Annotated in this window: 15 protein-coding genes and 1 pseudogene; 6 read left to right on the top strand and 10 right to left on the bottom strand. The window is 42.9% G+C overall.

Going from position 1 to position 13,986, the window contains the following annotated elements; all coding sequences use genetic code 11:
* From JW872_03865 to JW872_03835, 7 genes are all read right to left on the bottom strand, one after another.
* On the bottom strand, positions 1-929 hold a 929-nt coding region (locus JW872_03865), incomplete at its 3' end, for a spermidine/putrescine ABC transporter substrate-binding protein (protein MBN1549769.1).
* Complete coding sequence (locus JW872_03860) at positions 926-1,702, bottom strand: ABC transporter permease (protein MBN1549768.1); 777 nt, start codon at positions 1,700-1,702, stop codon at positions 926-928. The genes JW872_03865 and JW872_03860, both read right to left, overlap by 4 nt.
* Positions 1,699-2,577 (bottom strand): ABC transporter permease, encoded by an 879-nt coding sequence (locus tag JW872_03855; protein MBN1549767.1) that lies wholly within the window; start codon positions 2,575-2,577, stop codon positions 1,699-1,701. Before JW872_03855 ends, JW872_03860 begins: the two co-directional genes overlap by 4 nt.
* 12 nt (positions 2,578-2,589) lie before the next feature.
* Entirely contained in the window at positions 2,590-3,681 is a 1,092-nt protein-coding gene (locus tag JW872_03850) for an ABC transporter ATP-binding protein (protein MBN1549766.1), read from the bottom strand.
* The gene (locus JW872_03845) at positions 3,678-4,352 is read right to left on the bottom strand and encodes a hypothetical protein (protein MBN1549765.1); all 675 of its coding nucleotides are present in this window, start codon (positions 4,350-4,352) and stop codon (positions 3,678-3,680) included. Before JW872_03845 ends, JW872_03850 begins: the two co-directional genes overlap by 4 nt.
* A gap of 87 nt (positions 4,353-4,439) precedes the next feature.
* The gene (locus JW872_03840; GenBank protein ID MBN1549764.1) at positions 4,440-7,331 is read right to left on the bottom strand and encodes a BamA/TamA family outer membrane protein; all 2,892 of its coding nucleotides are present in this window, start codon (positions 7,329-7,331) and stop codon (positions 4,440-4,442) included.
* Between the two features lie 65 nt (positions 7,332-7,396).
* Positions 7,397-7,675 carry an acylphosphatase gene (locus JW872_03835; GenBank protein MBN1549763.1) on the bottom strand — a complete coding sequence of 93 codons (279 nt, stop codon included), beginning with the start codon at positions 7,673-7,675 and terminating at the stop codon, positions 7,397-7,399.
* A gap of 189 nt (positions 7,676-7,864) precedes the next feature.
* Here JW872_03835 and JW872_03830 point away from each other — a divergent pair, with 189 nt between their 5' ends.
* On the top strand, positions 7,865-9,301 hold the full coding sequence (locus tag JW872_03830) for a glutamate--tRNA ligase (protein ID MBN1549762.1): 1,437 nt from the start codon (positions 7,865-7,867) through the stop codon (positions 9,299-9,301).
* Here the strand turns inward: JW872_03830 and JW872_03825 are convergent.
* From JW872_03825 to JW872_03815, 3 genes are all read right to left on the bottom strand, one after another.
* Complete coding sequence (locus JW872_03825) at positions 9,298-9,567, bottom strand: hypothetical protein (protein MBN1549761.1); 270 nt, start codon at positions 9,565-9,567, stop codon at positions 9,298-9,300. The two genes, JW872_03830 and JW872_03825, sit on opposite strands and share 4 nt — an antisense overlap.
* 43 nt (positions 9,568-9,610) lie before the next feature.
* Complete coding sequence (locus tag JW872_03820) at positions 9,611-10,210, bottom strand: hypothetical protein (protein ID MBN1549760.1); 600 nt, start codon at positions 10,208-10,210, stop codon at positions 9,611-9,613.
* Between the two features lie 110 nt (positions 10,211-10,320).
* Positions 10,321-10,842 (bottom strand): hypothetical protein, encoded by a 522-nt coding sequence (locus JW872_03815; protein MBN1549759.1) that lies wholly within the window; start codon positions 10,840-10,842, stop codon positions 10,321-10,323.
* A 150-nt stretch (positions 10,843-10,992) separates the two neighbouring features.
* On the opposite strand from JW872_03815, the gene JW872_03810 reads away from it, so the two are divergent.
* From JW872_03810 to JW872_03790, 5 genes and pseudogenes are all read left to right on the top strand, one after another.
* Entirely contained in the window at positions 10,993-12,393 is a 1,401-nt protein-coding gene (locus JW872_03810) for a hypothetical protein (GenBank protein ID MBN1549758.1), read from the top strand.
* Positions 12,394-12,518: 125 nt separating this feature from the next.
* Positions 12,519-12,740 (top strand): 30S ribosomal protein S21, encoded by a 222-nt coding sequence (gene rpsU, locus JW872_03805; GenBank protein ID MBN1549757.1) that lies wholly within the window; start codon positions 12,519-12,521, stop codon positions 12,738-12,740.
* A gap of 38 nt (positions 12,741-12,778) precedes the next feature.
* A complete protein-coding gene (locus tag JW872_03800; GenBank protein ID MBN1549756.1) occupies positions 12,779-13,132 on the top strand; it encodes a ribosome-binding factor A in 354 nt (117 codons plus the stop codon).
* Positions 13,093-13,389: pseudogene (locus JW872_03795) on the top strand (prepilin peptidase). Before JW872_03800 ends, JW872_03795 begins: the two are co-directional and overlap by 40 nt.
* Complete coding sequence (locus JW872_03790; GenBank protein MBN1549755.1) at positions 13,372-13,866, top strand: prepilin peptidase; 495 nt, start codon at positions 13,372-13,374, stop codon at positions 13,864-13,866. The pseudogene JW872_03795 and the gene JW872_03790 overlap by 18 nt, the downstream one beginning before the upstream one ends.
* Positions 13,867-13,986 lie beyond the last annotated feature (120 nt).

Genomic DNA, 13,986 nt, shown 5'->3' with positions numbered 1-13,986 from the left:
CGCGATGGCAAAAAATAAAATAATTGTGCATGGTGCTTCATAATATCGGTTTTAAATAAGAAATTAATAAAAGAATAAATTCGATCAAGTTTTTTTGTTGATCGCGGGATCACAACGCTTTCAATAGTCATAAACGATCCCTCTTTAGGAACCCAAAATTTTATATGTGGGTAATTATTCATGAGTCGCATGACATATGCACCTTCTGTAATTGTCATCTGCGTTTGCCCTGATGCAAGCAAATATGCGCTGCCACTATCTGTGTACGCTTCAACCGCTGGTTTTTGCTTTACAAGAAGCTTCTGTACCTCATACAATGTATCCTTATTCAATGCGTCACTAGAACCATATAATGCATAAGCTCCCATCGTGTATAATTCGCGAGGATCATCCATAACAGTGCGCTTCCCTGAAAGCTGCGCAGGATCAAACAATTTTTTCCATGTTATCTCTTGATAATTAGGAATCATCCGAACATCCACACCAACACCATACACACTCCAGGAATATGGAATAGAATACTCATTTTTAGGATCATAATAATGGCGCAAAAGAGCAGGATTCAAGGCAGCCAAAAAAGATAAACGAGATCGATCCATTGGTTGCAACATCTGTTTGCGAATTAGAGTATCAACAACATATCCCGTCGTAATGATCATGTCATAATTGCCACCACCACCGACCTGCAACTTGGTCAACAGCTCGTCCTTATTATCATAGTACGAAATATTAACTTGGATGCCCGTTTCACGTTCGAACTCTGCAATTTTGTGTGCATCCAACAACTCAACCCAAGCAATGATATTAATATTTTTTTTAAAAAAACCACGAGGAATCACGCGGCTAACATACAAGCCACCCAGAAAGAGTGCTGTCCAAAAAAGTGCCAGGATACCACGCGTTAGCAAAAATCGTCTAATGGCCATCATGATTCCATAATCCTGCTTTTAATATTGAAACTTGATAACACCATCACGACAGCACTCGTCACAGCAAGTAAAACCGTTGAAAGCGCATTAATTACAGGAGAAACACCCAATCGAATCATGGAAAAAATATACAAAGGCAGGGTTTGTGTTTCACTTCCTGTACAAAAAAAAGAAACCAAAAAGTCATCCATAGAAATAATGAACACAAGCAGGCCGGCAGAAAGCAATGCTGGTCGTAAAATAGGAATCAAGACCTTGAAAATAGTCTGTCGTTCTGATGCTCCCAAATCCGCCGATGCCTCAAGAACACGAACATCGATTTCTTCAAAGCGCGCCCTAATAATAGGCAGTGCAAATGCTATCCCAATCAATGTATGCCCCACGACAAGCGTAGTAATTCCCAATGATATCTTAAAAAAACCAAAGAAGCTCAATAATCCAACTGCCATGACAATATCAGGCAAAACCGCACCACCATAAAACAGAGAAACATACCGCGCAAGTCGTGCACGTTTGTTATAAAACACAAACAAAAATGACAATGTCAAACTGAACACCACTGCTAAGGCCGCTACTACAATACTGTTGTAGAGCGCTCTTAGGAGCTCTGGTTCATGTATAAGATGCCTATACCATTTAGTCGTAAATCCTGACCAGGTAAATGACAACGCGGCATCATTAAAGGAATAGATCACTAAAATGATAATTGGCACATACAAAAAGACATATGAAACCAATGTCCAAAGCGGCAATATCCAATCAGACCGGTTCATTCTTCCTCCTCATCGTGACTCATTCTAAAAAGGCGAGATGAGAACACGATAGCTGCAAGCAGTGCACATGATCCCATAATCGTAAAGGCTGCACCCTGGGGTGCGCTACGAGGACTCAAAAAATACTCTGCTATCAAGGTACCAACATAAAGCTTCTTGCCCCCGCCAAATAATGCGGGAATAGCATACTCACCAAATGCAGGAACAAGCACCAATAAAAAACCATTTCTGATCCCGCTCATCGTTAATGGAAGTGTTACATCAAAAAATGTTTTTCGTGGTGTTGCCCCAAGATCACGAGATGCTTCTAGAAGACGTATATCCAAGCGCTCCATAGAGGTATACAGCGGCATAATCATAAATGGCAAGTAACAGTAAATCATGACAATGCCAACTGCCAACGGAGAATTCAAAAAGGCTATGGGCTCACTTATAATATGAAAGTATATAAGGATTCGATTCACAACGCCTGTCGTGCCAAGGACAAAAAACCATGAATAAGCCAACACAAGAAAATTTGTCCAAAATGGCAATGAGATCAAAGCAAAAAATATTGTACGATATTTTTGTGTTTTTAGTACGAGTGTGTATGCCACAGGATACGCGATCACTAGGCATGTCAACGCCGTTCCCAATGATATAGCTAACGAAGCAATAATTACCTTGATATGCTCACTGGTAAACACAGCACGAAAATGCTCTAAGGTCACATCGTACAAATGGAACGAACCCCATACACGGAAAAAACTTGCACTAACTACAAATAAAATAGGCACATACAAAAACAGCACTTGCCATATCACAGCAGGACTAGCAAGAAAGAATGCTGTCTCATCAGAGACGCGATCATACCAAGTTTTAATTCGTTCTTTCACTAGCATTATCCTCTACTTGCGCAGCAAAACTGCATTTTCTTTTTGCCAATACAAGTGTACTTCATCGTAGTAATCAATCTCTTCATGCACGAAGTGCTCTTCATTCTGTTCAAACACTTGGAGAAGCAAACTATTGTCAACACGAATTTTATATTCGGTCGAACGCCCCTGGTAGGCAATCGCCTCTACAATTCCTGTGACGTGATTATCAAATCCCTCGAGCAACTTCTTGCTGAGCGCAATCTTTTCAGGGCGAATGCTTAATAAGGCATGTTCGCCATCAACAGCCCATGATGCTTTTTTTTGCACCACAACTTTAAGTGGATCAAGCCCACCAACTTTGAACATGGGAATACCACCTACCCATGACAGCATTCCACGAAGAATATTAGTTGCGCCAACAAAGCGAGCAACAAAAGCACTTTCGGGAAATTCATAGATATTTTTTGGCTCACCACTTTGTTCAATCTCTCCATCAAGATTCATGATCGCCATCTGGTCCGCAACCGTAAGGGCTTCATGTGCATCATGTGTCACATACACAAAAGTCGTCCTAAAATTCTCCTGGAGATCAATCAGCTCCAAAAGCATCTTTTCTCGCAATTGCACATCAAGCGCAGCCAGTGGTTCATCCAAGAGCAATACTTCTGGTTCATTTACCATTGCTCGAGCAAGCGCAACACGCTGCTGCTGTCCTCCAGAGAGCTGATTAATCAGCTTATTCCCATGCCGTTCAAGATGAACGGTTTTCAGCATTTTGGAGACTTTTTGTTTAATCAAATCTGGTGATAACTTCTTGATACGAAGCCCATAGGCAACATTATCAAACACAGTCAGATGCGGAAAGAGCGCATAGCTTTGAAATACCGTGTTCACATCGCGTTTGTGAACGGGAACATGTGTCACATCATCCGATCCAACATAAATAGATCCCGCATCAGCTGACTCAAAACCCGCAATCAAACGAAGTATCGTGGTCTTTCCACAGCCACTGGGACCGAGCAGCGCAAAAAATGTTCCTTCAGGAATATTCAGATTAAAATCCCTTAAGATTTCACCGCCTCGGTATGCCTTGGTCACATTCTCTAATTTAATTCCGATCATGTACGCCTACTCCTTTTGGCAAAAAACATTGGTACCAAGACATCGGAGATCGTGCAAGGAATAAGTACCGCAAAAACAAGATACAAAAAAACAACCCCGATATGCGAATCCCATGTAAAAAATCCATGTGCAAGTAGATACAAACTTGATGCCAATGAACTCACCAATACATGTGCAAAGTGAGAATGGACAGAGTATGACGGCAAATCAGAAGAATGATGCCGACCCATTATAAATCCATTCAAAACACCTACCGTCAAAAATGGAAGGACGTTAATCAGCTCCGAATAAAAACACCAATGCCAGTGCATGGGTATGCCCATGATTCGTCCGCCAAGATACGGAAGCAAGGAATCGGAAATCGTACAAAAGACAGCTGGCGATAGGAAACCAATCAGGACCCCTAAAATCCACGATTTAGAAAATCGCATAAAAGTAAGCACTGTTCCTGTAGCAGCAAAAACTAAATGCAAGAAATGGAAGCTATGAAATAAGGTATGTGAGGCACTCTTAACCAGTGCAGGATTTTCGCCACCGCCAATAACATTGGAGAGTATACTCAGCGTAATAAGGCTAATGCACACCGAAAAGATAGCATAGGGAAAATGGTGAATGAGCTCACTAGAGAATGAATCTCCGTGGGCCCCGTGATCATGATGATGCTGACGCATAGGTCTCCTTCCAAAGGCTCAGAGTAATACACTGTAGAATGTACAGAGTACCCATAATGATTATAAATATAAAGTGAGCCTATACAGTTAAAATGCGTTACCCAACGTGAAGAACCATGTGGTTCGAGCGACATCACGCTCTGCAACCTTAAAAAGGTCCTCTACCTTGGAACGCCACCTCAATCCAACATCGAGTCTGAATGGTCCAATGGGCGTATCATAACGAATGCCAATACCGGTAGCGGCCACGGCCTCATCGTGAGCATGCTCAAGCGAATCCCCCACAAGCACCCCTGCATCTTGAAACACAGTGCCTCCAATATTACCGTAAACTGGAAACCTCAATTCTGCATTGATGTTGAGCATTGATTTACCACCCTGCGGCGCAAACTCAACCTGCCCATCTCGGCAGTACGTACCAAGTGGTGGTGCAAAATCAGGTTGATACCCTCGCAATGAATATGCCCCCCCCAAATAAAAACGTTCGGTGGGCATAATCTGAGAAAAAACCTGATTAAAGATATGTCCCATACGAATACGCATACCCGCAACGATCGGCCCAATCGACCTAAAAAACGATTGCTCTAGTAACATACGCACAAAATATGATACATCATCACGAACGGGAAACATCGCTTTCAATGAAATAACAGTAAATGAACCTCGCTTAGGATTAAGCGTGTTATCAAGCGCATCCATCACAAGTGATGGCTCTATAAAAAGATAAGGAACCATAATATCAATAAGATCTGGCTCAAAATCAATCGCTTCAGCTACCTGCGTATTGAGCTCATTGGTTCTCATCCATTCTGTGCCAGCGGTTAGTGCGCCTGTCATTGTATTTCGCGATACACAGGCGTTCCACAAAACACCATGCTGTCCAACCGTGTATAACGTATCTTTGCTACCGATAAATAATGGCTGTTCATACTTATTTGAGTACCCTTTAAGTCTCGTCTTAATGCGGCGATTCATGAACCATGGAACTTCGTACCAGCCTGTAATGCGACGCTCAAATCGTGTTACATCACCATCAAACTGAAGTCGCCCACCATCACCGAATGGATTTTTATAGACAAAAGAACCACCACATACATACGTCGCACCATCACGATAACTAAAATTTTTCGATACCCCAAGGACACCTGCCCTAAGTCGCACTTCAAACGGATCATCATCAACCAATCTAAGCAACAATGGCTTTGAAGGCTCAGGGTCACCGATATCGTATGGATACAAATGCGCGCTCTCAAATACACCCAACGATCTGAGATTCGTTAATGATCGAGAGAGCGCATCCTTATTCCACGTATCACCCTGTTTATACTCTAACTCGCGCATAACCTTGGCAAATGCATACGAGCTTGCTCCTGAAATGACGGTTTTACCAAATGTTACTTTGTCAACCTGTTTGATCACATGCCACACAACATCCAAGACACACGAATCCGCAACATCAGATAATAACTCGTATGAAACATCAGAATATAAATATCCATGTTCCTGGAGGTACTGCAACAACCACCGCCGTTGTCGCGCAATTAAAAAAGCATCAAATGGCATGGGCTCATCTGTATTAGAAATAAAAAGGGTTTTTGATTCCAGCTCAGGATAATCAGGAATAGTAACTGAGCGCAGATATCTGCGTTTACCTTCATCAATATGAATCAACACTTCATATTCGTCTTCATGTATACAGAGACACTCATGATGCACCACCTGCATATCCCATAACCCTTCTGTTTTGTACCACTGCGCGAGGGCATCTAACGATGCTTGAATCTCTGTGGCATCATAGGGCACGCCATGAAGCCGTGGCGTAAAAAATCTGGCTATAATCTGTGACGAATCACATACCTGAATACCATGAACAGCAATGGATGTTATGCGCGCACGTGGACCTTCGGTAATGACAAAAAAGAATGTGCCATAATCTTCATATGCTTCAACCTTACAATTCCAAAATCCCTTCTTATGATACGAACGCATGATCTCTTCTTTTAATAATGTAAGTGGAATCAACCAGATTGACTGACCAAATTGCAGAAGCTCATCAAGCAACTGTGTATCAGAAAAAAAGTGGTTGCCAAAAAAAACAAACTCACGTTTGGTATGAGGATCAATTTCAACCACAAGCCCCACCGACTCTGTATCAAAATCAATCTCCTCCTTAAGCGATATGGATGACTGTAAAAACCCCCGTTTTAAGAGCAAAGCATTAATCTTGCTTCCACACTTATCCAGAACATCTTGGGTATACCGTTTATCTCGCAAGTTATGATAGGCCACAGATGCTACTGCTGCGGTCAACTCAGCATGTTCTTCACGGGCTAATGAACCCTGTTGCACAGCAACTCTTACTGGTCGAATACGAAACACATTGCCACGATGGAGTTTTAGATGTACATCAAGCGACTTTGCTTGATAATCGCGAATTAATGTCGGTGTGACTTGAGCTTGCAAGTATCCTTCTTTTTTAAGAGCATCACGGAGAATCTCAACGGAATGTCTATGCTTAATAGCGTCAAAGGGTTCTCCAGGCTCAAGAAGATAATATTGTCGATAACTATCTCGCTCACGTCTTACTCCCAAAATCTTCAAACGCCTAAATGTCCAGGCACGATTAAATCTCCAGATTAGATCAACCGTACCATCACCACGATCATACCGAGATAAATTCACTGAATGAAAGACTGTTTTTTTAGCAAGGTACGTCAACGCCTTGTAGACAGTGTCACTTGTAATCTCATCTCCTGGATCAAGATCAATAAGATATTCAAGTTCATCTTTTGAGACACCACCACATTCTTCATATATTTTACCAGCAAGTCGCACTGGTACCGGAAATAGAGCAGTAATAGTTGTTCGTGCAGATTCAAGATCCTGAAATACAAATGTTGCTGATGATTGGTGTGCATATACACCTAGACACAAGCAACAGATATATAATGATACGATCGCATGGACAAAACGAAGCACCCTAGCACCTACTCATAGCTGATAGTGTATGTGAGTGCCAGTGTACCACAAGCTATGGTAAATGATTATTCAATAATTCTGAACACGCCTCGATAGTCCTTAGTTTTCAAAAATGGTTCAAGCGATATATCATGCGGCTTCACCGTCTTAGTTCCTTTGTGAAGCATGTCTAGAAATTCTTCTAAAGCGCCCTTGGGACCACATGCCGCAATATGAACGGTATCATCACCCACCAATTGCGCAGTGCCTTCCAAATGCAGCTTACGCGCATATTTTTGGATAAACGTCTCCAAAAAATCCTTGGGCATAGTAGCGATGAATGAAATACGAAGGCATTGCTTCATTAAACCCTCCTCTGGTTAGCTCTACCCCTCCATGATCTCTCACATGTGCGACCAAGCTAACAAATATGAGGAACAAAGGTCAAAATCTTGCACTGTTTTTTATACAACTGGACTTACGATCACATCTAGATAGACTGAACACATGCTCAAAATTACCTCTTTTGCGTATAGTAAAAAAAGGATTAGATTGTGACTCACACCAAGCCTCGTGTGCGCTTTGCACCATCACCAACCGGGATGATGCATCTTGGAAATATCAGAACAGCCTTGCTTAATTACCTCTTTGCACACCAAAAAGGCGGAACCTTTGTATTGAGAATCGAAGATACCGATCCTGAGCGTAATTTTGATCCAAATGCAACCCATATCATTAATGACCTTATATGGCTTGGGCTCACCTACGATGAGGGCCCGCGTGTGGACGGCCCCTATGGCCCATACTTTCAATCAAAAAGATCTGATCTCTACGCCAAAAAGCTCCAAGAGTTGCAAGATAAAAACGCCGTATACCGTTGCTTCTGTACGCCAGAAGAGTTAGAGCGCAAGCGAAAACGACAACTCGCACTAAAACGACCTCCTCGCTATGACCAAACCTGTCTGCATCTTACTGACACACAGATCGCTCAAAAACTTGATACCGAGGCCCCATTCATCTGGCGACTCAATACCACAGATAATCGAACCATCACGTTTAATGATATGGCCCGGGGAACCATGGAATTTCATCTCAAAGATTTCTCAGATATTCCTCTGACGAGAACTGATGGAAGCTTCACATTCACCTTTGCCAACTGCGTTGACGATGGGCTCATGAAGATCACGCACGTACTGCGTGGCGAGGATCATATCAGTAATACCACATCACAGGTTGTATTATACGAAGCGCTTGGCCTCCAAGTCCCAACATTCTGGCATATTCCGATCATGTGCAATATCGAAGGTAAAAAACTTTCTAAGCGTGACTTTGGGTTCTCACTCAAGGACCTGCAAGACGCCGGTTTTATTTCAGAAGCAATCCTGAACTATCTGGGAATCATCGGCGGTTCATTCGAACAAGAAATCATGTCGTTGGAAAAGCTGGTACAGCTATTTCCATTTGATGCCATTCACTCTACTGGACACATTAAGTACGATGTTGAAAAATTGAAATGGATCAACCACAAGTGGCTTAGTTCGTATGATACAGCTCAACTAACTGACATGTGTTTACCAAGGCTGATTGAAGCTTATCCTATCGCTGAGGCGGTCAACCCTGAGACTATGCGCCATCTCATCGGCATCATCAAACCAGAACTTGTAACCCTCAATGATTGTGTTGAACTAATACGATTCTATTTTGAAACTCCTTCAGTAAAACAAGAACAGCTTAAAAAAACGATTCGACCAGAAAAACATGAAGCATTGATTGCGATTCTCAAAGAAACGGTTGTTTCCCTAGATAATCCAGATACATATATGGAACTCACAAAACAAAAGGCAAAATCTTCCGGCATCAATAGCAAGGAGCTCTGGAGTAGTGTCCGATTCATTTTGACTGGGAATGTAGAGGGTATGGGAATTCATGACATAATCGATCTGCTTGGCATTGAAGAGGTCAAAAAAAGAATTCATTCTGTGCTCGACTAGAAATTGTGCACAGTTTCTGCCAATCGATTAGGCATACGTTGAAACATGGTCACAATCTTTTTTGAGCACATCCCGGTCATAAAATGTTCAAACGTCTTCTCAAGGCCGAGTGGTACAAAAAACTCAAAAGTACCATTCTCAACGTCATACGTTCTATCAAAACATAAATGTTCATGCGCGCGTAACATGGCAACAAACAATCCTGTCGTTGCCCTTGGTATAGATGCTTGATAATAAGAACAATACATACTTATAACCCGTACCATTGAGGCGCCAGCTTGGTAACCCTAAAAGCTTCTAACCCGTCCACTAATCTTGAAGCTCCTTGTAGCCTTCACCCCGCAAGTACTCTACCACGACACCAAGCGTCGAACGTCCTTCAGGGACTGGCTGCTTTATAAGCCATCTTATATGCCCAATTTGGTCTAGAAAACCAAGGCTACGGCGAATAACAAACGCCGCTTGGGAACATTCTCGTCCCGTTACATCGGAATGACGTATCCAATTAAAGGGAAAAAGCCCTTCCCCTTGCAATTCTTGCCACAATTCTTTTCTGTGCACTTCACTTGCTGGAAATCGCTCCTGGGCTTCCCTCTCCTCTGCCTCCGCCTTTGCCGCCTCTGCATTAAGTATTGCACCTATTTCCACATCGAATGCCTCCCCCCCGTAGAAGGGAACAAAAGATTGCTTACACTTCTTCTGCTTCTTAGAATACATGCGATATCCAAATAGTGCCGAACCGAACACAACTGCGCCACCAGCTACATACCATGACCATGACAAGTGATCAGAACTAACACTTGTTTCATCCTGACAATTCATTACATCATCTGTAGTATCAGTTCCCGCAAGAAGATTGAACCCCCATAGTATTACACTCACGAAATAGATGCCTTTTAATTTCACCATCATCCCTCATTTGCTTATCATCAATTGTTTCCGCTGCCATTATATACCCTACAGCATAATATAAGTTTCCTCAATTCCTTCTATTCTGGTCTTCAGCCCACACCTTTCGACTATCTAGATGTTGGATGCAACAACCCGAACATCATGACTTCAACCATTTGATACTGATACGGCCCACATGAAGATCCCTTGTTTCGAGCAACTTGAAACGCTGGTTCAATCTCATCACCGATTACTCGTTGAGCCCCGAATCGCTCGCCCTCAGGCTTCTCTGCCAACCACTTAACCAACGTATTATTGTTCGCAAATTCGCTCATGTTCTTAGCAAACCACAACACAAAATCAGGGTCCAACCGCCTCACAAAGTCATCCGCAGGCTCAAGCTGCAAACGAAGCGGCCGCTTCGCCGAGTCACATCTTGAAGGTTTTTCCAGACCTTTATGTCGAGTCCCAAGCAATGTGATTCCAGCTCCAATTAGGATACCAGGAACTACTAGCGCTGCTTTCTGTTGAGGTGAAGAACTGCCCCCACCAACCGCACGAGAATCTTCATGCCTGTCATTATCTGATGACTCATGCCCACTCACGCAGGATGTCATACTCAGCATTACACATACAATCCACTGTCTCATAGAGCCTTCCCCGGGTAACAATTAGCTCAAGTGTAAAGCGATCACAACAAACCCACAACCCAGCAACCTTTTAATTGACTGGTGAATCTCTGGAGTGGTATATCTTGATCAAAGGAACCAAAGTAGGGTGTTACGGCAAAAAGGGATGTAATGAAGTACAAGATTTGTGCAGGTGCAATAGGATTTCTTGCCAGCACATCCTTGATTCATGGCATGACATCAAATAATTATTTCGATGCACTTCCGATCTACTCAACAGCCAACCCACATGAATTCCTCTACGATTTTGGAAAAGACATCATGCGTGGGCTAAAATCTGAACAAAAAGATGAACGTTTCAATTTCACCATTACGCCATTCGGCCAACGCTCAAAACGAGCCAAAGATATTGACCAAGAAGAAATACAACTTGGTAACATCCACGGTCTATGGAACATGCTCGCACTCACCTATACAACCTGCCCCACTAGCTCGTCTCTAGGCACTAACCTAGCGGCTGCCGCAGCTCAAGAATATGCCTGTAACCCAACGGGAACCGACACTCCGCTCTATTTTAATGATGATACAGCCTTCACCTACACTGCCGTCATTTGTAATACGGGATCAAATTTTGGACAGGTTGAAGTGCCGGCAGAATACCGCCGCTATGGCGTACGCTTCGAGACAGCCATCATGCTGCTTGAGGATCTTGGATTCAAGGCCCAGTTTGGCGTCTCAGATCTTCAGTTCACAGTTACAGCATTTAGGGACAACAACGGTACTGGATGTGGCGAAGCAACCTGCGAAGGCACTAATCAACGCAATGTCTATCGACTCCTTACCAGTGAAGACAAGATACACGATATTGCCAGTGAAATAGGGCTGAACATCAATAACTTCCATAAGACTAGTTTTGAAGACATGCGACTGCAGCTTTTCTGGCGACATGCAGTTGAGGTTAACCAAGACCGTAACGGCTGGTCTCAGTTTCTTTTTATGCCATTTATACAGCTCATTGGAACCATCGCAACGGGACCAGAAAAGGATCCAAGCATTCAGTTTGCTGTCTCACATGGAAATAATGGACATCACGCATTCGGAATCAACACTGGATTTACCCTAGACTTTGATGATCGAGTAGAGATTGGATTTGAGGCAGGGGGAACCGTATTCATGGATAGAACGGTATGCAACCTCCGCATACCCAACCATAAAGAACAAAGTGGCATCTTCCCATGCACAACCACAGCCTGCATAAGCCCAGGCGCCAACTGGCATTTCTTAGCAACAATTCATGCACGCCACTTCCTGCGTCGCCTATCATTCTTCATCCAGTATGCCCAGGTTAACCACCAGGCTGATACTATCCGTGTAGCAGATTCAACCCTCGGCTTTATCCCCTCCATGCTGGAAAAGCAATCCAAGTGGAATCAACGTTATTTTCTCTCCTCACTCCATTATGACATTTCACCAAACGTTAACGCGGGCATCTTATGGCAAGCTCCACTTTCAAGCAATCGCAATGCACCTCGAATAGGTGGTTTGTATGGGACAGTTGCAGTCAATTTTTAGCCCAACTCTCCCCCTCGCACCCTGAAGAACCTAGACAAAGAAGCCAAATCTCCCTAGAATGGAAACGTTCTAGTAAATATCTCACAAACCTCTTGAAGAATTGATTAAGGATGGCTGAATTTTCCATGTCAAAGTCCCAAAAGGCAAATATCTCTATAACGGTGAACGACAATCTCGATAAGGCATTGCGACAACTCAAAAAGAAGATAGAGCGAGAAGGTATATCTCGTGATATGAAACGCCTCGTTTACTTTGAATCCCCTACCCAAAAACGCCGTAAGCGCATGATCCGAGCTATCAAACAAAATCTGCTTCGTATGGCATCACAGGGTCTACTACAAGATTAATATTATTCCCTCAGACATGAGGTGCTCAAGTGAAAGATATGTCAATTCGACGAGCACAGAAGGAATCTCTCTTTCTGCGTACTATTTCTCAACTCTTTTTACAAGCAGCCCAGGATAACCCTGAGCTTGTAGATCTATATCCTAACAGAGTCCACTTCGCAGCAAATACAAGCATATGCACGGTTTTTTTTATTACTCCGCATGGCAAGGAGTATTTTGAACAAAAACTACCACTATTAAAACTCTACAAGCCATCACTTCGAGCTTCTATTTCAAAAGAAATCAAAACACGCCATACACCAGACTTTATCTTTCGCTACGATGATCAGTTTGCAAAACAACAAGAAGTAGAATCTCTCCTAGAGTCCCTCAAAAAGGAAGGGAAATTATAAACGCTTTTATTTTTTTCCTGGCCCTTGCTTGGGGTGGATATCTCAATGTCATAGCATATCGCTTACTTCACCTCGCCCATCTGTGGCGCGTACGATCATTTTGTCCGCATTGTGACACAACCATTGCATGGCACGATACAATACCGGTCATCTCCTGGGTTGTTCTCAGAGGAAAGTGTCGCACCTGTTCTGCACCCATCTCGATTCTCTATCCGTTTATTGAAATCATAACAGCAGCCATGATCACATGCCTCTATGGAACTGTCCCAACGATCTATTTTTGGCCCTATTTTATCTTCTTCTCTGCGCTTATAGTCACATTGAGAACTGATCTCGAAACTATGCTTATTTCACGATTTATGACCCTCACCTTGGTCCCACTTGGATTTGGGTTAAGTTTATTGGGTTATCTTCCTATTAGTTGGTATGAAAGCCTTACAGGATCGGTACTTGGTTATGGCATTTTATGGACGGTCGCAAAGCTATTCAAAGTCGTAACCTCAAAGGATGGCCTGGGCGAGGGCGATATGGAACTCATGGCATTGATCGGGGCATTTCTTGGTCCATTGGGATGCTGGATCACACTACTCGTCGGTTCTCTCTTTGGCAGTATCGTTGGTCTTATGATTCAACTTATCACCCACAGGCGGCTAATTCCGTTCGGGCCGTTTCTGGCATTAGGAGCAATGACCTATGTACTACTAGAAACACAACTACTCTTGCTTTTATTTTAATCAGCTAGATCATCCTGAAGAATAATAATTTCATGTTTTTCATTAATTCCGATGATATCGAGTTCACCGTCACCATCAATATCTGCAGCCGCTATCGCTAAAAAACTTTGTGGATTGAGT

Source organism: Candidatus Babeliales bacterium (assembly GCA_016929235.1).
Lineage (GTDB): Bacteria > Babelota > Babeliae > Babelales > JABCYS01 > JAFGJD01.
The sequence above is the reverse complement of the archived record's forward strand: the minus strand, read 5'-3'. Positions and strand labels throughout refer to the sequence as shown.

Bases quoted from the DNA above. Each gene is read 5' to 3' on its own strand.
- JW872_03800 (MBN1549756.1), top strand. From the start codon at position 12,779: ATGTCAATTCGACGAGCACAGAAGGAATCTCTCTTTCTGCGTACTATT.
- JW872_03815 (MBN1549759.1), bottom strand. From the start codon at position 10,842: ATGAGACAGTGGATTGTATGTGTAATGCTGAGTATGACATCCTGCGTG.
- JW872_03825 (MBN1549761.1), bottom strand. From the start codon at position 9,567: ATGGTACGGGTTATAAGTATGTATTGTTCTTATTATCAAGCATCTATA.
- rpsU (MBN1549757.1), top strand. From the start codon at position 12,519: ATGTCAAAGTCCCAAAAGGCAAATATCTCTATAACGGTGAACGACAAT.
- JW872_03835 (MBN1549763.1), bottom strand. From the start codon at position 7,675: ATGAAGCAATGCCTTCGTATTTCATTCATCGCTACTATGCCCAAGGAT.
- JW872_03845 (MBN1549765.1), bottom strand. From the start codon at position 4,352: ATGCGTCAGCATCATCATGATCACGGGGCCCACGGAGATTCATTCTCT.
- JW872_03850 (MBN1549766.1), bottom strand. From the start codon at position 3,681: ATGATCGGAATTAAATTAGAGAATGTGACCAAGGCATACCGAGGCGGT.
- JW872_03820 (MBN1549760.1), bottom strand. From the start codon at position 10,210: ATGGTGAAATTAAAAGGCATCTATTTCGTGAGTGTAATACTATGGGGG.
- JW872_03790 (MBN1549755.1), top strand. From the start codon at position 13,372: ATGATCACATGCCTCTATGGAACTGTCCCAACGATCTATTTTTGGCCC.
- JW872_03810 (MBN1549758.1), top strand. From the start codon at position 10,993: ATGAAGTACAAGATTTGTGCAGGTGCAATAGGATTTCTTGCCAGCACA.
- JW872_03860 (MBN1549768.1), bottom strand. From the start codon at position 1,702: ATGAACCGGTCTGATTGGATATTGCCGCTTTGGACATTGGTTTCATAT.